Below are 21,299 nucleotides of genomic sequence, written 5' to 3'. Positions count from 1 at the left end.
TATTTTTACTTATGCAGCGCCTTTTGATCTTCCTCTTATTGGTTTCAACAGTTGGATTTGGCCAATCGGGCAAAACCGCCGCCGCTTTGACCACCAGCCTGCTTTCGGGGCAGGACAGTGCCGTGCACCTCTTCGAACAGGCGCTTACCTATATTCAACGCAACCCATTTAAAAAAGATATTTCGTGGGATTCGCTCATTGCCAATGCCCGTGGACAACTATCCGACGCTACTTCGGCACGCGATGCCCATGTGGTCATCAATCAATGCCTGCAACAGGTACAGGGAGCCCATAGTTTCGTAATGCCCGCCCGCCATGCCGCCCTTTATCAAAACGATACGGCCCGTTTGCAACGTGCTCCTGCGTTGCACGAACTGATGGGCCCGCTTTCGGCCAGTTTGGAAGACGGGAATATCGGCTACATTGAAGTTCCACGCATCAGCACCACCGATAAAGCCATCTGCGCCCGCATTGCCGATAGCCTGCAATCGCTCATTGGCGACCTGGCCGCCCGTGGCGCCACCCGGTGGATCGTTGACCTGCGCAGGAACAATGGCGGCAATTGCTGGCCCATGGTGGCTGGTATGGGCCCTCTGCTGGGAGATGCCACCTGCGGTTATTTTGTGCGCAAGGGTAAGGCTACAGCCTTCAAATACGAAGATGGAGCGGCGAAGCTTGGCGGCAGTTTCATGTGCCAGGTCACCAATCCTATCACGCTGCACGACGATCAGCGCCAGCAGATCATCGTGCTTACCGGCCCCAAAACCTCCAGCTCGGGAGAGATCCTTGCACTGGCCTTCCGTGGTATGCCACAGGTAAGGTTGATGGGAGAACCCACTGCGGGCCTCACTACCGGCAACACTACGTATGATCTATTTGATGGGTCTACCCTCGTCATGAGCATCTGCCAGGAGGCCGATCGTCATGGCACTATCTGTGAGGGTAAGATCGTTCCCCACGATATCGTTCGCCAGGACCCGGTGTACAAGGACGAGGACCTGGTAAAAGCGCATGCCATTATGTGGCTGCAAATACAGTAAGGAACGCCCTGTTCCCGATCGGCCATTTATTCGTAACTTTTAGAAAATTTAGCATATGGCGCAAAGCAGGCACCGTCACAAGCACGGCCATCAACACGCGCATCACCATGCGCAACATCATTCCACTGCGGCTGGTACCCGCCAGCAAGCGCCGGGCAAGGCGGTGCGTATCATGATGATCTTTCTGGGCGTGCTGGGATTATTTGTAGCTTATGTTTCGGCAGGGCCCGATCTGTTGTGGCTAACGGTAGGTGTTATAGCAGGTGTGGTGGCAGGATACTTCGTAGGGCGAAGCATGGAGCGCGCTACCCAAAAATAGAAAGGTGACACCCCCTTCACAAGGTATCACCTTTGTCTTTGATAAAGCAGGCAAGCAAACTTTAGTTGTCTAGCGCAGCGAAGAAGAAACCTTCTTCACTAAGTACGTGTTCGTTCGGTATAAATCGAAGCAATGATTCTCTTACCATTTCTTCGGCAGCCTGCTGATAGCGGGTGCCTACTTCCGGCGTCTTCAAAGCAAATTTCCAGCTCTGTATTTTCAATATCGCGATCTTGCTGGCATGGATCGTATGGTTTTCCATCAGCTTAAACTTCTCTGCCAGGTAATCCTGGTCGTTTTGGATATTGGGGTTCATAGGGATTGAATGCGTTTTTTCAAATGACCTAACATTTATTTAACGAGGGTTTAAAAGAGAAATTGTGTTGGTATGCAGAAAATTACCATGCAGAACGGCCGGACTATCAGTAGCGTTAAAACAGGCGCTTTTGCAACAAACAGGTATTGAATTTATTGTAAGCAGCAATTCGTGAATATGAACAACATTTCCACAGACTGGTACAATCAACCTAAAGAAGCCATAGCCTCGACTTTCTCCGTAACAGCCAACGGATTGAATACTGCCGATGTGGCTGCCCGGCAACAACAGTATGGTCGTAATGTGTTGCCTCCACCCAAGGCTAAAAGTATATGGATCATTTTCTTTTCACAGTTTTTGAGTCCACTCATATACGTACTGATCGGCGCCGCCATCTTGTCCGTTATCGCCCGCGAAACCAGTGATGCGATCTTCATAGGCGCTATTATCATTATCAATTCTTTGTTGGGTACCTGGCAGGAATGGCAGGCAGAAAACAGTGCAGCAGCACTCCAAAGCCTGGTGACCATCAAGGCCCGCGTTAAAAGAGACGGACATGTGGTGGAATTGGATGCATCCGAACTGGTACCAGGCGATATAGTATTACTCGAATCGGGTGTGAAAGTTCCTGCCGATCTGCGCCTGGTAGAAGCGCGGGACCTGCACATTGAAGAAGCCTTGCTGACGGGTGAATCGCAGGCAGTATCCAAAACAACGGGTGTGCTGACCGATACAGATCTTTCCCTGGGCGATCAAACCAACATGGCTTTCACCGCTACCACGGTCGTTAAAGGGCGGGGATGGGGTTATGTAGTTGCCACCGGCAATGAAACGGAGATCGGCCATATTGCAGGTTCGCTGGCCGAAGGCAAGGCTGAAAAGCCGCCGCTGATTCAACGCATGGACAAGTTCTCGAAGAAGATCAGCATTGCGGTGTTGGTGGCCTGTGCCCTGCTGGGGCTTATCGGTTGGTACCGGGGTATGCCGGTGATGGAGATCTTCTTCCTGATGATCGCCGTAGGCGTTTCGGCCATCCCGGAAGGTTTGCCGGTGGCCCTTACCGTTGGCCTCTCTATCGGCACCCGGCGCATGGCCAGGCGTCATGTGATCGTGCGGCGATTGCCGGCTGTGGAAGGTTTGGGAAGCTGTACGATGATCGCTTCCGACAAAACAGGCACGCTCACGATGGACCAGCAATCGGTAAAGCTGGTAGTATTGCCCGATGGTGCTACTTTCGCCGTTACGGGTGAAGGTTATGATGGTGATGGCAAGATACAAGATGGGGATGGTAAGGATATTGGCGAAATTCCCGCACCGCTTCACGCTTTTCTACAGGCGGCTGTATTCTCGAACGAAGGTGAATTGATACAGGAAGGCGGTCGTTGGGAACACAATGGCGATGCGATGGATGTGGCCTTGCTGGCGTTGGCTTATAAGAGCGGGCGACCGCCAGCGGATTTCCGGAAAGAAGCGGAGATCGTGCAGGTGGTTCCCTACGAGTCGGAAAATAAGTTCTCGGGTGTTTTCTTCCGGCAAGGTGAGGAGCTGCGCTTTGCCATGAAAGGTGCGTTGGAAGTAGTGGCGAAAAAGATCTCTGAAAGCGACCGCCAGCGGGCGCATGAGGTGTCTGAGCAACTGGCCACTGATGGCTACCGGGTATTGACGTTTGCTATGGGCGTTGTAGCCGGCACAGACCTCGCTCATTTACCCGAACTGGACTGGGTGGGTATGGCTGGTTTGATCGACCCCCTGCGGCCAGAAGCCATCCAGGCCGTGCAGGAATGTAAAGACGCCGGTATTTCGGTGGTGATGGTGACGGGCGATCATCCCGCCACGGCCCTGTTCATTGCCAAAGAGCTCGGCATTGCCACCGAAAAGCAACAGGTCGTTACCGGCAAAGACCTGGGCAACACAACAGCCGGCGATGGCTCACCGATCGACGGCCGTATAAAAGATACCCGCGTATTTGCGCGCGTAACCCCGCTGCAAAAGAAAGCCATTGTAGAGAGCATGAAGCGGCAGGGACATTTTATTGCGGTAACTGGTGATGGGGCCAACGATGCACCTGCCCTTAAAGCCGCACATATCGGTATTGCCATGGGCAGCGGTACCGATCTTACCAAAGAAACAGCGTCGATCATAGTAACGGATAACAACTTTGCCTCTATTGCGGCGGGCGTTGAAGAAGGGCGTTTCACGTATGATAATCTGCGCAAGATCATCTACCTGCTTATTTCGACCGGGGTTGCTGAGATCTTATTGGTGGCCATTCCGCTGGTGGTGGGACTTCCCCTTCCCTTTTTAGCTGTGCAATTGTTGTGGCTGAACCTGGTGACCAATGGCATCCAGGAGATCGCGCTGGCGTTTGAAAAAGGCGATCTGGCCGTGATGAAACAGCCTCCGCGCAGGCCTGGCGAAAGCATTTTTGACCCGCTGATGGTGCAGGAAGTTTTTATTTCGGCAGCTGCCATGACCCTGATCGCCTTTGGAACCTGGTATTATCTTATCGAGTTCATGGGTATGGAAGCAAAACATGCCCGGACGGATGTGATGATGTTGATGGTGCTGCTGCAAAATTTTCATGTGCTGAACTGCCGTTCCGAGACGCGTTCGCTCTTCAGGATCCCTTTCTCTCATAATAAACTGATCGTAGTGGGGGTATTGCTGGCCCAGGGGGTACATATTCTGGCAGCTTATATTCCGGGTCTAAATTCTACCTTGCAGCTTGAACCGGTGCGGTTGAATGAATGGCTGATCCTGCTGGCGCTGGCAGTAAGTATAGTGTTGGTGATGGAAGGGTTTAAATACTACCGGAGCAGGTTAAAATAGTATTAATGAGCAGAAGTCTGCTCTTTGCTAAATGGTTTTAGATCACTATCTTCAGCCCGTGATTGAGAAATTGGAATAGAAAGTTAATAAAGCTCTTCCAATTGCAAAAATCTGGCGGGAGGTTTTCATAAAATGGCTGAAACCTTTACATTTACGCCACCTTTTTTACCTTAAATATTAAACTTGCCATATGGGCGATCTGCAAATTAAAAAAAGTGCAAAGCAGTATGATGCGGTGATCGTAGGTTCTGGTGCCGGCGGCGGTATGGCTGCTTACATCCTGGCCAATGCGGGATTGAAAGTATGTCTGGTCGAGGCTGGGCCTATGTATGACCCCAAGACGAACATTACCCAATTTAAGAATCCCTGGGAGTCGCCCCGTCGTGGTGCGAGCACAAAGTACCGTCCCTTTGGCGATTTTGATGCTTGTTATTGGGGTTGGGAAATCGATGGTGAACCTTATACTAAGGAAAGCGGTACCCAATGGGATTGGTGGCGTGCCCGTATGCTGGGTGGCCGTACGAATCACTGGGGACGTATCTCCCTTCGTTTCGGTCCCAAAGACTTTAAACGCAGAAGCATCGATGGCCTGGGTGAAGACTGGCCCATTGGTTATGAAGATGTAAAACCTTTCTATGACCGCGTTGATAAACTGATCGGCGTGTTTGGCACGAACGAAGGCCTGGAAAATGATCCTGATGGTATCTTTCTGCCGCCTCCCAAGCCGCGCCTGCACGAAATGATGATCAAGAAAGCGGGTATTGCTTCCGGTGTTCCCGTGATCCCCTCCCGCCTGTCGATCCTCACCAAGGCCCTGCCGGGTAACAAGGACCGCGGCGAGTGTATGTTCTGCGCACAGTGTGGCCGTGCCTGTTCTTATGCATATGCCGACTTCTCTTCTTCTTCCGTATTGATCAAGCCTGCCATCGCTACCGGCAATGTTGACCTGGTGGTGAATGCCATGGCGCGCGAAGTACTGACCAATAAAGACGGTAAAGCTACCGGCGTATCTTATGTAAACAAGGACGACCTGATGGAATACCAGGTGAATGGCCGCGTGGTGATCCTCGCTGCCAGTGCCTGCGAAAGCGCTCGTTTGCTGCTGAACTCGAAATCTCCCCGTCACCCGAATGGCCTGGCCAACAGCAGTGACGTGGTTGGTAAATATTTACATGACTCTACTGGTACCGCCATGGGTGGTGTATTGCCCCAGCTTTTTGGACGCAAGCGCTACAATGAAGATGGCGTTGGCGGTATGCACGTATATACTCCCTGGTGGGGCGATAACAAGAAACTCGACTTCCCCCGTGGATACCACATCGAATATTGGGGTGGTATGGGCCAGCCTGCTTATGGCGTTGGCTGGGGTACCGAAGGCATGAACGGTAAGTTTGCCGTGAATGGTCAGAAGAAAGAAGCGGGTGGTTATGGTAAATCGCTGAAAGAGGATGTTCGTTTCTTCTATGGCGCCAGCGTAGGTATGGCCGGCCGTGGTGAAGCGCTTTCGCTCGCCAGCAACTATTGCTCCATCGATCCCAATGTGGTTGATAAATATGGTATCCCTGTGTTGAAGTTCAACGTGAAGTGGTCCGAGCATGAGATCAACCAGGTAAAGCACATGAAGGAGACCTTCCGGGAGATCATGCACAATATGGGTGCGATCATTACCTGGGGCGACGATGGTACCAAAGAGAACAACTATGGTATCGATACACCGGGTAAGATCATTCATGAAGCCGGTACCGTTCGTATGGGCAACGATGCCAAACACGCTGCCCTCAACAAATGGAGCCAGGCACATGATTGCGAAAACCTGTTCTGCGTGGATGGAGGTCAGTTCGTATCGCAAGCCGATAAGAATATTACCTGGACCATCCTCGCCCTCTCGATGAGAGCCAGTGAGTACATCATCGATGAAATGAAGAAACAGAATCTCTAATTCCCAACACAACTATCCGGATCATCCATATAAACAGACAACTATGGACAGAAGAAAATCCCTCAAAGCGTTAGCCTTAGGCACCCTGGGTGCCGGTGTATTGCTGGAAGCCTGTAGCGATGCCGACAAGAAAGCGGCAGACGACAAGGCAGCTGCGCAGCCTGCGTCTTCGATCGACCGTATGAAGGAAGAAGAAGCGCACTACAAAAAGGTGACTGCCGAAACATTCTTTACACCTGCAGAGCTGACGACCATTACCCTCCTCGGCGATATCATTATCCCGAAAGATGAAGTGAGCGGCAGTGCTTCCGAAGCCAAGGTGCCCGAATGGATCGAGTTTATCGTAAAGGATATGCCCGAACACCAGGTGCCTATGCGTGGTGGTTTGCGCTGGCTCGACCTGCAGTGCCTGCGTCGCTATGAAAAAGCGTTCAAAGACTGCACGCCACAGCAGCAAATGGAAATGGTGGATGAGATCGCCTGGCCTGCCAAGGCAAAGCCCGAAATGGCCCAGGGCGTAGCCTTCTTCAACCTGATCCGCAACCTGACCGTAACTGGTTTCTATACATCGGAGATCGGTGTAAAAGACATCGGCTACAAAGGCAACACCCCCAACAAGTGGAATGGAGTGCCTGATGAGGTATTGAAGCAATACGGTTTGTCTTATACCGAGAAGGAGATCAAAGAATGCGCCAGCTATACCTGATAGGTTAGCTGCTTCTTTAACAAAATACTAAGGGATCCCGGCCCTGCGCCTTTGCGCAGTTGCCGGGATCTTTGTATTTTAAGGGGCGCCTCTTACCTGAAAAACCCGATAAGCATGATCTTACCAATTGTCGCCTATGGCAATGAAATACTGCGGCAGCCCTGCGCGGCCGTAGAGGCTGATTCGCCGGCGTTACAGTCGCTCATCGATAATATGTGGCAAACGATGTACGTGGCCAGCGGTTGCGGCCTGGCCGCTCCACAGGTAGACCGTGCGCTGCGTTTGTTTATCGTAGACAGCGCCCAGACCTTTGAGAAGATGGATGTTCGCGACCGGAAGAAATACTTCGATACCCACGAAGGGATCCGGGAAACTTTTATCAATGCCCGCATCACCGATCGCTCTTCGGCCTCCTGGACGGATGCGGAAGGCTGCCTGAGCATTCCTTCAGTGGATGGTCCGGTTGAGCGCAGCTGGGCTGTTACCATCGAATACCTGAACCGGCAGTTTCAACCGCAAACAAAACATTTTACGGGTTCTACGGCGAGGATGATCCAGCACGAGTACGATCATACCGAGGGTATTTTATACCTGGATTACCTCAAACCTTTGAAGCGAACGTTGATGAAGGGCAAATTGCAGCAGATCAAAGCTGGTAAGGTGAAGCCGAAGTATCCGATGCGGTATGCATAAATATTATGGGGGGGGATGCAGTAGCGAACAACAAGGAGGAAGATAGGTTGATAAATATCATCTGCGTGGGCTTAGTGGTTGCATTGACAACTTCTATATGGTTGATTTGCTATAGAATTTCTCTTATTCGTATGTTAATAATCGCAAATGCATTTCAAAAAATTCGTGATGGGTCGTACATTTGCACCGCAGAATTAAAGGTCAGGCATAGATAGTATTAAGGTCTTGGTAATGAAGAGTAGTTGGACAAAATATATCATTGGCTGTTTTTTGATCATTGCATTCCTGTTCAATGGTATTGTACCGGATGTAATGATGCTGTCGGGCCACCTCACCGCTCATATGGTGCAGGATACTGTGGCCGGACAGGAAGATGCAAAATCTGAGCGTAATTCCGAAGAGAACCAGGGCGACCCCCGAGCTGAATACCTGCCCACCGCTCATTCATCTTTTTATATAGATCCGGCACAAGAGTTTTTTGTTTCCGATTATGCCATTCCGGGGAATATCGCCTTCATAAAGGCTGTAGATATTCCGGTGCCGACTCCCCCACCCGATGTAACTATTGTTTAATCTGTTTCCATTTGAAACATTGATTAAAGTTTGTCTGGTAGTGCTTACACTACCTTGTAATCCGTATTGTCAATATAAATAATGAAACAATGCCTTTTAATAGTCGATATAGTATAAAAACTTTATTCATAGCTGTATTCCTGATGGCTGCTACGGTGGTCATCGCACAGGAAAGTACAGATGGTGTGGTACAGAAAAAGGTGGCTTCCATAGAAAATGCGGTAGAGAACCTGGAAAGGCTGGAGCCCGGGGTGTTTGAATATGATGCTCAGCAATCGAAGAACCTGCGGTTGCCGCAGGGCAAACGTTATGGATTTACAGTAGCGGAGATCGAAGCTGTATTTCCCGAGTTGGTGAAACATACCACCCGCACTTATATGTTTGGCAAAAACACATACCGCACTGCTACTGTCAAGACAGTGGATATGGAAAGCCTCATCCCGGTGTTGGTTGCTTCTATCAAGCAGCAACAGCAGGAAATTGAGCAATTGAAGAAGGAGCTGCAGGAACTCAAAAAGCCTGTGGCGCAAGTAAAATAGTAGCAGACGGTTGGCGAGACCAGAAAGGTCTGCTTGATACAAGTCCCCCTTGTGCTGCTGCATCAGTACCTGGGGGCTTGTTCTTTTTTGGGGCGGCCTGTGCCTGCCAGCTGGATCGAATTGACCCTCAATCCCTTATTTCGCTTCTGTCATTTGCCGGTTTCGGCTTATCTTTGCGCGCCTAAAAGGAAGGTTGCAGGTAGCAGCCGAACATAGAAAATTAATTATTATGGCTTTACAAGCAGGCATCGTAGGATTGCCGAACGTAGGAAAATCAACTCTGTTCAATGCTGTGAGCAACAGCGCCAAGGCGCAGGCCAGCAATTACCGCTTTTGCACCATCGAGCCCAATGTTGGCCTGGTGGATGTTCCGGATTTCCGTTTGAGCAAACTGGCCGAACTGGTAATCCCCAACCGCATTGTGCCTACCCAGATAGAGATCGTTGACATTGCCGGCCTGGTGCGTGGTGCCAGTAAAGGCGAAGGACTGGGCAACCAGTTCCTGGGAAATATCCGCGAAGTGGATGCGATCATCCACGTGGTGCGTTGTTTCGAGGACGATAACGTATTGCGCGACGAAGGTGCTATCAACCCTGTGAGCGATAAAGAGATCATCGATACCGAACTGCAACTGAAAGACCTCGATAGCGTGGACCGCAAGATCGGACGTGTGGAGAAAGCCGCTCGCGTAGATCCCAAGATGAAGGCCGAACTGGAAGTGCTGCAGCGTTGCAAGGCGCATTTGGAGCAAGGCAAAAGCATCCGCGGACTGAACCTGTCGAAAGAAGACCGTGCGGCCATTGCCGACCTGTTCCTGCTCACCGAGAAGCCTGTGCTGTACGTAGCCAACGTTGATGAACCATCGATGCATACCGGCAACAAATACTCCGAGGCGCTCGCGAAATCAGCCAAAGAAGAAGGCGCCGAGATCATCGTGATGAACAACAATATCGAAGCACAGATCGCCGAAATGGAAGATCCTGCCGATCGTCAGTTGTTCATGGATGAATACAAGATGACGGAACCCGCTTTGAACCGCCTGATCACCAGCGCCTACAAATTGCTCAACCTGTTCACTTACTTTACGGCAGGTGTACAGGAAGTACGCGCCTGGACCATTCACCAGGGCTGGAAGGCGCCACAGGCTGCAGGCGTGATCCACACCGATTTCGAAAAAGGATTCATCAAAGCCGAGGTGATCGGTTATAATGACTATGTGCAGTTGGGATCCGAAGCGGCTGCCCGCGAAGTAGGCAAGCTGCGTATTGAAGGAAAGGAATACGTCGTAAAGGATGGTGATATCATGCACTTCCGATTCAACGTATAAGATGTCATTGATAAACGTCAACAAACTGCCGACGATAAAATGTTGAAATAACACTCATTATGTGTTGAATTGTAAGATCGTTCGGCTGAGTTGCGGCTGCACGGGTGCCCGGTTGCCAGCAAAATCGTTTTTTTAGCTTATCTTGAGGCCGTGGCAACCGCTTTGAGAACGACCCTCTATAGTAGCTATTCCGACGAACAACTGGTAGGATTGTTGCGCGATAATGATGAAGAAGCATTCGCTGAGATCTACCATCGTTATTGGGACAAGCTCCTCGCCATCGGCTTTCATCATGCCCGCAATAAAGAGGTCGCGGAAGAGATCGTTCAGGATGTATTACTCAGTCTCTGGAATCGCCGACACTCCATGGAGATCGACCGTCCCGCCGCCTGGCTCGCTACCGCTGTTAAGTTTGCCGTTTTCAAAACACTCGCCCGCGAAAACCGCCGCAAAGACCTGCTGCAGGGCCATACTGCCTCTACAGACACAGATGTTACTCAGTTCGATGAAGAACTGCTCGCTGCCAAGTTCCTGAAAGAATACCTGGATGGTCTGGTATCCGGCCTGCCCGAACAATGCCGGCTTGTATTCGTATACAGCAGGGACCATCAGCTCTCGACCAAAGAGATCGCCGAAACCCTCAACCTATCGACCAAAACGGTTGAGTCGCACCTTACCAAGGCCCTTAAAACCCTCCGCCACCTGCTGGGCAACTATCGCTTCTTTTCCCTCGCTGCTGCCTGCTTCCATATTTTCTTAAAAAAAATTTAACATACACTCAGGGTAGTTCCTTTTTCATGGGTACATAATAGTAGCGCCTCCTGTGAGGTATACCAAAAACTACTGCATGACCCCCGAAAGGCTTCAATTACTGTTAGAGAAATACCTCAGCAATTCGGCTACTGCCGAAGAAGAAGCGGAATTGACGCAATGGTACCACAGCACCAACGAACAACCCGTTGAGTGGCCGGTGGCTCATGAAGGAGAACCCGACGAAATAAAGACCCGCATGCTGGGCAAACTGCAGGCCGCCATTCATGCTACGGCTCCTGCCAAACTCATTCCCTTTTACCGCAAACGTAGCTGGCAGATCGCTGCTTCGGTATTACTCGTGTTGGGTGCAGGCGCCTGGTTTATGCTGAATAGACCAACCGCTTCCACGCCAACAGTGGTGGCTGCCGATACTATGGCAGCGCCCATCCTGCCCGGTGGCAATAAAGCTACCCTCACCCTGGCCGATGGCCGCACCATCATCCTCGATACGGCCGGCAACACTACCCTTGCACAACAAGGTGGTACCCGCATCATCAAACTCGGCAACGGGCAACTTGCCTACAAAGACGCGTCGCTACAGGAAGCAAACGGTCCTGTTTTGTTCAATACTATCCGCACACCCAATGGAGGTCAGTACGAGATCATCCTGCCCGATGGAAGCCATGCATGGCTGAATGCAGCATCCATACTGCGCTTTCCTACTGTCTTCACCGGAGCTGAGCGTAAAGTTCAGCTTACCGGTGAGGCCTATTTCGAAGTGGCGAAAAATGCACAGATGCCCTTCCGCGTATATACCACCGATGCCCAGCAACAGGAACAGGGTATGGTGGAAGTACTGGGCACCCATTTCAATGTGAACGCGTATCCCGATGACCCTATCGTTAAGACGACCCTGCTCGAAGGAAAGGTAAAAGTCTCCAATGGCCAGGCGGCCAACCGGCAGCCGGTGATCCTTCGGCCCGGTATGCAATCCATCTTCTCCAATGATCCCCAACGCGGAGGCGATATTCAGGTACAACAAGTAGATACCGATGAGGTAGTAGCCTGGAAGAACGGCCTCTTCAACTTCAACAATGCTGATATAAAAACCGTCATGCGCCAGCTGGCCCGCTGGTACGATGTGGAAGTGGTATATGAAGGACCGCTTTCCAAAGAAAAGTTCGAAGGTGAGATCCCCCGAAACTCCACACTCAACGAAGTGTTTAAAATACTGGAACTAAGTGCTGTACATTTTAAGGTAGAAGGCCGCAAAGTCACGGTCATGCCTTAAACTTTCGTGCTGCATGTTTTTCCCGCCTAACGATTAGCCTTATCCTGCAACAGCACCAATAACCAAGCTAACCGCTATCCTGGATGAAAGCACCAAAACCGATGTAATTGACGTACCGATCACTTGGTACGAAAAGTTTTGCCCATAAAAATAGCCGCCAACGCGCCAACGTCGACGGCCTATGATGGGTGAAACCAGTTCTCAGGCTAATGGAACCTTTATTGTTTAACCCAACTGACTAAAAGTATGATTTTTATCATTCTTTGCAAAGCTGTGCGCCAATCGCTGCTTGCAAAGCCCAAAACCGTCCTGGTTATGAGAATGACAGCTATGCTGCTGCTTGTAGGCTGTTTACAGGTTTCTGCGTCCGGTATCGCCCAGAAAGTGAGTATCAACCGGGAAAATGTACCGCTTAAAAAAGTGTTTACCGACATCAAACGGCAAACGGGTTACCTGTTCTTTTACAATGCCCGCCTGCTCGACAATGCAGCGCCCGTTTCGGTATCGGTAAAAGACGCAGACATGAAAGAGGTGCTGGACAAGTGTTTTAAAGACCAGTCACTCACGTACAAAATTGTTAACCGGACCATCGTGATCAGTCCGCGGCTGGTGAATGCACCGGCCGAAGCGCCGATCGTCGATACCATCCCTGCGGAGATCACCGTGACCGGTACGATCCTCGACGACAGCACGGCCCGCCCTATTGAAGGCGCCAGCGTAATGGTGCGCGGCACCAACAACGGCGTTGCTTCCAACAGCAAAGGTGCTTTCGTCATAACCGGTAAAAAAGGCGCTGTGCTAACCATCAGCTATGTTGGTTATGAAGCACAAACCTTCGTGATCCGCAACAGCAACCCACTGCAGGTAAAGCTGAAGCAGGGCGCAGCCAAAAACCCGCTCGCCAATGTGGTGGTGACCGGTTATCAACTCATCAATAAAGAAAGCTTTACGGGTAATGCCGTTACGGTTTCCGGCGAGGAACTGCGCAAGGTAAACCCGGTGAATGTGCTGCAGAGTATCCAGGCCTTCGACCCCTCTTTCAGGGTGGCGGAGAATAACCTGGCCGGCTCCAACCCCAATCGTTTACCCAATATCAACCTGCGCGGCAGCACGGCTTTGCCCACCGGTACCGGCGATATCCTCAGCCGCGCCAACCTGCAAAGCAATGTAAACCTGCCCACCTTCATCCTCGATGGGTATGAAGTATCTATTCAAAAAGTATATGACCTCGATAACTCCCGCATTCAAAGCATTACCCTGCTGAAAGACGCGGCAGCTACGGCCGTATACGGCTCGCGCGCTGCCAATGGTGTAGTGGTGATCACGACCAAGCAACCAAAGGCCGGTAAACTGCAGGTGTTTTACAATAGTGATTACACGGTGAATGCTCCCGACCTTACCGATTACCGCCTCCTCGATGCGGCCGAGAAGCTGGAGTACGAAAAGCTCGCCGGCCTCTATACTTCTGTGGGCAACCGCAGCACCGATATGCAGGAAGCGCTTTACTATTCGAAGAAGAAAAACGTGGTGGGTGGTGTCAATACCTATTGGCTCTCGCAGCCCCTGCGTGTTTCGCTGGCGCAAAAGCACTCCATCTACCTGGAAGGTGGCGGCAACGGTATCCGCTATGGTCTTGACATGCGTTACCAGACCCAGCCAGGTGTAATGAAAGGTTCTTCCCGCGATCGTTACAGCATTGGTGTAGACCTGGCTTATAATCCCAGCACCCGGTTCCTCTTCAAGAATACCTTGTCGGTTACGCAAATGAACGCTACCGAATCACCCTGGGGTGGTTTTAGTGAGTACGTGCGGATGAACCCTTATTATCCCAAAACGGATTCACTGGGCAATATCCTCCAGTCGCTCGATAACTGGCTCATCGATACGCACCGTTCCGGCGCCGATCAATACGTGACCGATCCTGTGCTCAACCCGATGTACAACAGTACGCTGCATTCGTTCAACAAGAACAAGTACCTCGAATTCATCGATGCGTTTTCGGGCGAGTGGACTATTGTAGACGGCTTACGCCTGCGTGGCCTGATCAGCGTCACGAAACGTAAGTATGATTTTGATGCGTTTACATCGCCATCCGCCAATTATTACTACTATACGCCGGCCGATAAGATGAATGAGCGCGGCAACTACTCTTACTCTGGTCAGGATGAAACATGGCTGGATGGAAACATCAACCTCGCTTTCAACAAGCAGGTCGGCGACCACTTCTTCAATACCACGCTGGGCGCTAACATCAGAACACTTAACCAAAGTATCACTTCCTTTACGGCGATTGGCTTTCCCAACGACCGGTTTACCAATGTAGGTTTTGCGCTGGGCTATGCTGAAGGCGCCTCTCCGGGTGGTGCGTCCTCCAAAGAGCGCCTGCTGGGCTCCTTCTTAAGCACCAACTATTCTTATAAGAATAAGTATCTGCTCGATGCTTCGCTGCGTACCGATGGTTCATCGAAGTTCGGTACCGATAACAAGGTGGCCACCTTCTGGTCACTCGGTATTGGCTGGAACGTACACAAGGAAGCCAATTTCAGGAGCAATGTGATCAGCATGCTGAAGCTGCGTGCCAGCACGGGTATTACCGGTGCTGTGAACTTTGCATCGAACCTGGCTAAAACGACGTTCAATTATTACTCCGACTGGTACTCTACTGGTATCGGCGCCATCGTTACCAATTATGGCAACAACAACCTTAAATGGCAGCAAACGCGCAATATCGATGCCGGTATCGACCTGGGCCTGTTCAAAGACAGGATCATGATCTCTCCGCGCTACTATCAAAAGCTCACGACCGATATGTTATCGGATATCACCCTGGCTCCTTCTACCGGTTTCGGTTTTTACAAGGATAACCTGGGCGATATGCTCAATGAAGGTTTTGAGCTGAACATGAAAGCGACGGTGCTGAAGACCAAAGACTGGTTTGTGAACCTGAGCCTCAACATGGCGCGCAACACCAATAAGATCGTGCGCATCTCCAATGCCCTGAAGGCATATAATGATAAGGTGGATGAAGCTCAATCGGGTGATTACCGCTCCACGCCGCTGGTGCGTTATGTGGAAGGCGAATCGCTCAATACCATTTATGCCGTTCGTTCGCTGGGCATCGATCCGGAAAACGGCCGCGAGCTGTTCCTGAAAAAGAACGGCACCTATACCTACGACTGGGATGTGAAAGACATTGTGGCCGTGGCCGATAATACACCCATTGCCGACGGTTTCTTTGGCAGCACTGTTTCCTGGAAGAACTTTCTGGTGCAGGTACAGTTCTATACCAAATTCGGCGGTAAAGAGTACAACCAAACCCTGGTTGACCGGGTGGAGAATGCCGATCCCCGTTACAATGTAGACCGGCGTGCGCTGACAGAAAGATGGAAACAACCCGGCGATATCGCCAAGTACAAGAACATCGCCAGCACCGGCTCGACCAATGTGAGCGATCGTTTTATACAGCGCGACAATGTACTTGAGTTGAACTCCATTTACTGCTCGTACGATTTCAACAAGAGCTTTTGCAAAAGGCTGGCCATGCGCAACCTGCGTGCTTCCTTTACCATGAACGATGTGTACAGGTGGTCGTCGATGGAAATTGAAAGAGGATTGGACTATCCTTTTGCCCGTGCATTCACCTTCTCCATTCAAACAAGTTTCTAAATACTACGGTATGAAAAAATATTCAATCATCATAGTAGCGGCGGTCCTGTTTGCATCGTGCAACAAATGGCTCGACGTTAAGCCCGAGGCTGAGATCACCAAGGACGAACTGTTCAAAACCGAATCCGGGTTCATGGAAGCCCTCAATGGTGTCTACACTGCCTGCGCCGATAAGGAAGCCTACGGGGTGGAACTCTCCAGTGGTCTCACGGAAGTGCTGGCTCAAAACTATCATATTGAAGCCGCCCAGGATAAAGACGGCTATAAGCAAACCTCCCTGTATAATTACGCCGATCTCGTACTCATCGAGCGGAAAGATAAAGTATGGCGCAGGTTGTACAACGCCATTGCCAACTGCAACCTGATCCTGGAGAACCTGGATAAGGGCACGGCGCCCATGACGCAGTTAAACAAGCAATTGATAAGAGGTGAAGCGCTGGGGCTGCGTGCTTTCCTGCATTTCGATCTGCTGCGTCTCTTTGCCCCCTCGTATGCTTCGGCACCGGGTGGTAAGGCAATTCCTTATGTTACCACCTTTACCAACCAGGTTACGCCTTTATCGACGGTAACCGATGCACTCAACAAGATGGTGACTGACCTTACCCAGGCGAAAGACCTGCTCAAAACGGTTGATCCTATCCTGGCAGCCGGCTATAAAGTAGGTTACCCCGGCGATACGGCCTCCAAAGAGCTGAGCGCTCCGGTATTGTTTCAGCAGAACAGGCGTCACCGGCTCAACTATTACGCGGTATGTGGTACACTGGCGAGAGTTTATCTCACCCTCGACAAAAAGCAGGAAGCACTGGCGAACGCTGCAATCGTGATCGATGCACAGAAGTTCCCCTGGACGCTGGAAGCGGACTTTATACAGGCCGATGTAAAACTGAAAGACCGGATACTGTATCCGGAACTGCTTTTCTGCTTTTACGATGACTGGTATGAGGACGTCTATGTGCGCAGGTTTGAAGCGGGCACGGCCGGCTTTTACCTGACGTCTGCCGCTGGTGACAAGCTGTATGAAAAAGGTGGTATAGGTGGTGAAGACCGGCGTTACAGTCATTGGCTGCAGTATGTGGACGATAACTCCGGCAAGCGTTACGAGCTGCAGAAATACAAGCGCGATAAGGATACCAACCGGCATCCGCTGGTGCATCCTGCCATCAAGCTGAGTGAAATGTATTATATCGCTGCAGAAGCGATCTGGGATACCGACCCGGCCAAAGCATTGGGCTACCTCAACTTTGTACGGAAAAAGAGAGGGATCATTACGGAAGTGAGCACGGCCTCCAAAACAGTTTTCCTGGATGAGCTGGTAAAAGAAGTGCGGAAGGAAACCTATGGGGAAGGCCAGCTCTTCTATCTCTACAAGCGGCTTAACCGGGGCATCCTCCAGGAAACGGGTGCCGTCACGAGCCCGTCGGAAAAGATCTTCGTGCTGCCGATGCCGAACGATGAATTAGAATACGGTCAACGCTAAAACGCTGCAACATGAAACAAGTAATTATCATCATACTATCGATAATGGCCGGTGTTGCCTGCAAGAAAACACCCGATATCCTCTACAGGGCGCCCCTGCAGAATGTGTATTTCGATATCGATCCGCAAGACAGCACGGTATACACTTTTGCCTATCATCCCGAACTGGCGAAGGATACGGTTTACCTGCGGGTGCGACTGGCGGGTTTGCGTGCCGACAGCCTGCGTCAATATGGAGTAATGGTCGTAGACAGCAACACCACTGCCAAAGCGGGTTTGCATTATGAACCTTTCAAGGCCTGGTACACCTTAAAAGAAGATGCCGGTGTCGCTTTGTTGCCGGTGATCCTACTCAATACCGACGTTTTGCTGCAAACGAAATCGGTCATGCTCACCCTCAAACTGAAACCTGGCGCCGGTTTGGATACCAGCGTCAACAAGCTGATCAAGACAAAAGTGGTGTTCAGCGCCAAGCTGGAGCAGCCCAAATGGTGGACGAAATGGCCCCTTGGTGCTTATTCGCGCAACAAACACCAGCTGTTCATGATCGCTACGGGTGTTACTTCTATGACGGAAGAAGGTCTGGATGCTCCCCGTAACCTCTACCTCGTTGGCAGGTTGAACGTCATGCTCGCCGATCCTTTTGCCTGGGTCAACAACAACCCGGAAAAGGGGTATGTGATCACGCAAAGGGCCGATGGCAATTATGATTTCTATGCCACCTCCAACCCGGCCAATAAGATCCTCGTGCGTAAGGATACGGCTACCGGCAGGTTCTATTTTGTAGACGAGAACGGGCTGGACATTATCTAATACCGCAACTACTAAAAATAAGCTCATGCGTAAACTCTTTATCATCATAGTGGCAGCCCTGGTCGTCGTGGTGGCCGGCTGTTACAAGGACAAAGGCAACTACGATTATTCGGCTCCGGAAGAGCCCCTGGTGACCAACCTCGATACCGTATATTCTGTATTCGTCGGTGACAGCCTTATCGTTAAACCAACCATACGATACACCAATCCGGCGATGCTTCGGTTCGACTGGAAGATCGCTATTCCCGAATTGTTATCAGACCTCTCCTTCAAAGGTCCTGAGATCCGCACCGTATATGGTTTGGGCGCCAGCCGTTACCAGGCCAAGCTCACCATCACCGACAGCAGCAATGGAATGAAGTACTTCTACAGCTTCGTAGTGAGTGGAAAAACCGCTTTTTCTCAGGGCACTGCGGTACTGAGTGTGGAGAACGGCGAAACAAAGTTTTCTTTCATCAAGCCCGATGGAACTGTGCAGCCGAACATTTATGAAGCTGCCAACCTGGGCGCGAAACTGGGCGGCAAACCCAAACAATTGATCGGCTTGCGCCATGCATCGATAGTACCCTACCATATCTCCAGCTATTGGGTGATTACGGAGGAAGGAGAGAAAGGCGTGCAGATCAACACCAACACGATGAAGAAGGTCAAGAACCTGGCCGGTAACTTCTTTACGCCGCCGGCTACCCTTACGCCCGGATCTTTCATTGGTACACAGCAGGAAGTGATGAACGGGGTGATCAATGGTAAGCTGTACGTGGGCATGACGCAAACCTGGAACCTGAACCCGCTGTATGGCATGTATGGCAATCCGGCGGAAGGCGATTACAACCTGTTTGACCAGGCTGCCTTCAACTCGGTCATGCCTTATTTCCTGGGCTATGATAAGATAAGGAAGCAGGTGGTGGCCTTTACCAACTTCGGTTCACCGGCCTATATCGGTACCAATTACCAGGTTGTGGGCGATACGTTCGATGTGAAAAAGGTTGGCCTGGACCTGGTTTACTTCACGCAGGTAAACGATGGCAATTGCTACGCACTGGGCAAGGACGCTTCGGGTAACCTGAAAGAGATCAAGTTTGGCGCCGCTTTCATGGGCTTTATTCAATTGAGGCCCGTGTATATCCGCAACTTCATTCAGCCCGCGCTGATCACCCCGACCACCAAATGGGCTTTTGCACCCAGTGAGATCTTCTACTTTACTTCGGGCGACAAGATCTACCGGTACAATCCTACCAATGAAGACATCCGTCCGCTCACGACCAATTTCAACGGCAAAGCGGTGACGATGATCAAGCTCATCGACGGTGGCAATACCCTGCTGGCAGGTACCGAAGGTTCGCTTTATCAGCTCGATGTTAGCACGGGCAAATTTGGCGACATCATCAAAAAGCAGGACGGCATTCCCGGACAAACCATCGACGTGGTGATCCGCAACGATAAATAAATTTCAACAACACTTTTCAAATCATACCAATGACAACAAATAAGAAAACGGTACTCGGACTACTGCTGGCAGCTTCCATGGGTGCGCTGAGCTGGCAAAAAGCGGCCACTCCCGAAGGCTTTACCCTGATCGGTAATGTGCCCGACTTCAAGGACAGTATTGTGTTCCTCACCTACGGCACCTTCGACAATACTAAAATAGACAGCGCTAAGGTGACCGATGGCAAGTTCGCCTTCAAGGGTGAAGTGGCCGAGCCGCTGCAGGGCATGCTGTTCTCGCGCAACTACCGCCTGCGCCTCGATCTGTTCGTAGACAAGGGCAATGTGACGGTAGAAGGACCCATCGAGGATATGAAAGTTGTTGGTTCTCCGGTGGTGAATGAATATGAGGTGTTCAACCGCACCATCATGTCAAACCGCAAATGGGTTAACAAGATCTTTACCGAAGCTTATGAGGCCAAACAGGCAGGTGATACCACCCGTGCAAAGGGACTGGAAGCCGATGGCAACAAATGGTATGCTTATGAGTATGAGATCCGCAAAACTTATATTAAGAGCCATCCGGCGAGCCCCATCAGTGCGCGTGAGCTGCTCATGTATGTCAACAACAAAACGCTGGCCGAATGCACCCCCATGTATGCAGCGCTGGAGCCGCAGGTAAAGGCCACTTTACAAGGCCAGGAACTTACCAAACGTTTTGAATTGCTGAACAAGATCACCACCGGCAAAGCGGCCCTACCCTTCTCTCAGGCGGCTGTAGACGGCAAAAAGATCACGCTGGGCACTTATAAAGGAAAGTATGTTTTACTGGAATTCTGGGCATCCTGGTGCGGTCCCTGCCGGGCGGAGAACCCCAACCTGCGTAAGCAGGTGGATATCTTCGGATCCAAAGGGTTCAATGTACTGGGTGTATCGCTCGACAAAGCGCGTGATCCCTGGGTGAAGGCCATCGAGAAGGACGGACTTACCTGGACGCAGGTGTCGGACCTCAAAGGTTGGAACAATGAGATCGCGGTGGCGTATGGCGTGAAGGCTGTACCGGCCAACTTCCTCATCGACCCATCAGGTACCATCATTGCGCAGGACCTGCGCGGTGAGGCGCTCAACCAAAAACTGAAAGAGATCTTTAAATAGAGTTTTCCCCCTTCCCCGTTCAGGCCCGCCCAAAGCACATGCTGCGGCGGGCCTTTTTGTTGGTACTATTGTACCAGCACTATGCCCCAGCGTGACTCATTACCCATGCCGCCGAGGCGCCTGAAATGGAGCATGGGAATGCGGAATTGGTTTTCGGCGATCGCACTGGCATGCTGACCAATGGGCATCAGGTCATCGCTGTTGTCCAGGACCTTTTGCTGTTTGATGGTGCCGTCTTCCGCGAGGTTTAAGATACCAGTATCTAACTGTTTAATATATACGTTTAGTGTATTCGACGAAAAGCAAACCTGGTATCGGGCCGGGGGCGACCATCCTCCTTCTATTCCGTATTCAAAATCTACTGCTTTAACCACATTATCTGGCATCCTGGCTGGTACTCTGCACACACACACCTGTATGCGCGTTTTGGCATATCGCT

18 protein-coding genes are annotated in these 21,299 nt (G+C 51.0%); 16 read left to right on the top strand and 2 right to left on the bottom strand.

Annotated features, from left to right (window positions below):
• Positions 1-11: 11 nt before the first annotated feature.
• Positions 12-1,040 (top strand): S41 family peptidase, encoded by a 1,029-nt coding sequence (locus tag P2H89_RS10725; protein WP_275826731.1) that lies wholly within the window; start codon positions 12-14, stop codon positions 1,038-1,040.
• Positions 1,041-1,095: 55 nt separating this feature from the next.
• The gene (locus P2H89_RS10720) at positions 1,096-1,359 is read left to right on the top strand and encodes a hypothetical protein (RefSeq protein WP_275826730.1); all 264 of its coding nucleotides are present in this window, start codon (positions 1,096-1,098) and stop codon (positions 1,357-1,359) included.
• Positions 1,360-1,420: 61 nt separating this feature from the next.
• On the opposite strand, the gene P2H89_RS10715 is transcribed toward P2H89_RS10720, so the two are convergent.
• Positions 1,421-1,675, bottom strand: coding sequence for a hypothetical protein (locus tag P2H89_RS10715; protein WP_275826729.1), 255 nt, complete (start codon positions 1,673-1,675; stop codon positions 1,421-1,423).
• A gap of 177 nt (positions 1,676-1,852) precedes the next feature.
• On the opposite strand from P2H89_RS10715, the gene P2H89_RS10710 reads away from it, so the two are divergent.
• From P2H89_RS10710 to P2H89_RS10645, 14 genes are all read left to right on the top strand, one after another.
• Positions 1,853-4,504 (top strand): HAD-IC family P-type ATPase, encoded by a 2,652-nt coding sequence (locus P2H89_RS10710; RefSeq protein ID WP_275826728.1) that lies wholly within the window; start codon positions 1,853-1,855, stop codon positions 4,502-4,504.
• Positions 4,505-4,694: 190 nt separating this feature from the next.
• A complete protein-coding gene (locus tag P2H89_RS10705) occupies positions 4,695-6,443 on the top strand; it encodes a GMC family oxidoreductase (protein WP_275826727.1) in 1,749 nt (582 codons plus the stop codon).
• A 43-nt stretch (positions 6,444-6,486) separates the two neighbouring features.
• Entirely contained in the window at positions 6,487-7,149 is a 663-nt protein-coding gene (locus P2H89_RS10700) for a gluconate 2-dehydrogenase subunit 3 family protein (protein WP_275826726.1), read from the top strand.
• 114 nt (positions 7,150-7,263) lie between these two features.
• Entirely contained in the window at positions 7,264-7,842 is a 579-nt protein-coding gene (gene def / locus P2H89_RS10695; RefSeq protein ID WP_275826725.1) for a peptide deformylase, read from the top strand.
• A gap of 231 nt (positions 7,843-8,073) precedes the next feature.
• Positions 8,074-8,415, top strand: a complete 342-nt coding sequence (locus P2H89_RS10690; protein WP_275826724.1) for a hypothetical protein — start codon at positions 8,074-8,076, stop codon at positions 8,413-8,415.
• A gap of 89 nt (positions 8,416-8,504) precedes the next feature.
• The gene (locus P2H89_RS10685; protein ID WP_275826723.1) at positions 8,505-8,954 is read left to right on the top strand and encodes a tail fiber domain-containing protein; all 450 of its coding nucleotides are present in this window, start codon (positions 8,505-8,507) and stop codon (positions 8,952-8,954) included.
• Positions 8,955-9,183: 229 nt separating this feature from the next.
• Positions 9,184-10,281, top strand: coding sequence for a redox-regulated ATPase YchF (gene ychF / locus P2H89_RS10680; protein ID WP_275826722.1), 1,098 nt, complete (start codon positions 9,184-9,186; stop codon positions 10,279-10,281).
• Positions 10,282-10,431: 150 nt separating this feature from the next.
• On the top strand, positions 10,432-11,052 hold the full coding sequence (locus tag P2H89_RS10675; protein WP_275826721.1) for an RNA polymerase sigma-70 factor: 621 nt from the start codon (positions 10,432-10,434) through the stop codon (positions 11,050-11,052).
• A gap of 76 nt (positions 11,053-11,128) precedes the next feature.
• A complete protein-coding gene (locus tag P2H89_RS10670; RefSeq protein ID WP_275826720.1) occupies positions 11,129-12,325 on the top strand; it encodes a FecR family protein in 1,197 nt (398 codons plus the stop codon).
• A gap of 315 nt (positions 12,326-12,640) precedes the next feature.
• Positions 12,641-15,991, top strand: a complete 3,351-nt coding sequence (locus P2H89_RS10665; protein ID WP_275826719.1) for a SusC/RagA family TonB-linked outer membrane protein — start codon at positions 12,641-12,643, stop codon at positions 15,989-15,991.
• 10 nt (positions 15,992-16,001) lie between these two features.
• The gene (locus P2H89_RS10660; protein ID WP_275826718.1) at positions 16,002-17,468 is read left to right on the top strand and encodes a RagB/SusD family nutrient uptake outer membrane protein; all 1,467 of its coding nucleotides are present in this window, start codon (positions 16,002-16,004) and stop codon (positions 17,466-17,468) included.
• An 11-nt stretch (positions 17,469-17,479) separates the two neighbouring features.
• Positions 17,480-18,280, top strand: a complete 801-nt coding sequence (locus P2H89_RS10655; RefSeq protein ID WP_275826717.1) for a DUF4843 domain-containing protein — start codon at positions 17,480-17,482, stop codon at positions 18,278-18,280.
• Positions 18,281-18,305: 25 nt separating this feature from the next.
• On the top strand, positions 18,306-19,727 hold the full coding sequence (locus P2H89_RS10650) for a PKD-like family lipoprotein (protein WP_275826715.1): 1,422 nt from the start codon (positions 18,306-18,308) through the stop codon (positions 19,725-19,727).
• 29 nt (positions 19,728-19,756) lie between these two features.
• Positions 19,757-20,860, top strand: a complete 1,104-nt coding sequence (locus P2H89_RS10645) for a TlpA disulfide reductase family protein (RefSeq protein ID WP_275826714.1) — start codon at positions 19,757-19,759, stop codon at positions 20,858-20,860.
• 65 nt (positions 20,861-20,925) lie between these two features.
• On the opposite strand, the gene P2H89_RS10640 is transcribed toward P2H89_RS10645, so the two are convergent.
• Positions 20,926-21,267, bottom strand: coding sequence for a hypothetical protein (locus P2H89_RS10640; RefSeq protein ID WP_275826713.1), 342 nt, complete (start codon positions 21,265-21,267; stop codon positions 20,926-20,928).
• Positions 21,268-21,299: the final 32 nt, after the last annotated feature.

The organism is Paraflavitalea sp. CAU 1676, assembly GCF_029223285.1.
Taxonomy (GTDB): Bacteria; Bacteroidota; Bacteroidia; order Chitinophagales; family Chitinophagaceae; genus Paraflavitalea.
Note: the sequence above shows the minus strand (reverse complement) of the source record. Positions and strands in the feature narration are given on the sequence as shown.

Coding starts and splice junctions, on each gene's coding strand:
- P2H89_RS10725 (WP_275826731.1), top strand. CDS start 12: ATGCAGCGCCTTTTGATCTTCCTCTTATTGGTTTCAACAGTTGGATTT.
- P2H89_RS10720 (WP_275826730.1), top strand. CDS start 1,096: ATGGCGCAAAGCAGGCACCGTCACAAGCACGGCCATCAACACGCGCAT.
- P2H89_RS10715 (WP_275826729.1), bottom strand. CDS start 1,675: ATGAACCCCAATATCCAAAACGACCAGGATTACCTGGCAGAGAAGTTT.
- P2H89_RS10710 (WP_275826728.1), top strand. CDS start 1,853: ATGAACAACATTTCCACAGACTGGTACAATCAACCTAAAGAAGCCATA.
- P2H89_RS10705 (WP_275826727.1), top strand. CDS start 4,695: ATGGGCGATCTGCAAATTAAAAAAAGTGCAAAGCAGTATGATGCGGTG.
- P2H89_RS10700 (WP_275826726.1), top strand. CDS start 6,487: ATGGACAGAAGAAAATCCCTCAAAGCGTTAGCCTTAGGCACCCTGGGT.
- def (WP_275826725.1), top strand. CDS start 7,264: ATGATCTTACCAATTGTCGCCTATGGCAATGAAATACTGCGGCAGCCC.
- P2H89_RS10690 (WP_275826724.1), top strand. CDS start 8,074: ATGAAGAGTAGTTGGACAAAATATATCATTGGCTGTTTTTTGATCATT.
- P2H89_RS10685 (WP_275826723.1), top strand. CDS start 8,505: ATGCCTTTTAATAGTCGATATAGTATAAAAACTTTATTCATAGCTGTA.
- ychF (WP_275826722.1), top strand. CDS start 9,184: ATGGCTTTACAAGCAGGCATCGTAGGATTGCCGAACGTAGGAAAATCA.
- P2H89_RS10670 (WP_275826720.1), top strand. CDS start 11,129: ATGACCCCCGAAAGGCTTCAATTACTGTTAGAGAAATACCTCAGCAAT.
- P2H89_RS10665 (WP_275826719.1), top strand. CDS start 12,641: ATGAGAATGACAGCTATGCTGCTGCTTGTAGGCTGTTTACAGGTTTCT.
- P2H89_RS10660 (WP_275826718.1), top strand. CDS start 16,002: ATGAAAAAATATTCAATCATCATAGTAGCGGCGGTCCTGTTTGCATCG.
- P2H89_RS10655 (WP_275826717.1), top strand. CDS start 17,480: ATGAAACAAGTAATTATCATCATACTATCGATAATGGCCGGTGTTGCC.
- P2H89_RS10650 (WP_275826715.1), top strand. CDS start 18,306: ATGCGTAAACTCTTTATCATCATAGTGGCAGCCCTGGTCGTCGTGGTG.
- P2H89_RS10645 (WP_275826714.1), top strand. CDS start 19,757: ATGACAACAAATAAGAAAACGGTACTCGGACTACTGCTGGCAGCTTCC.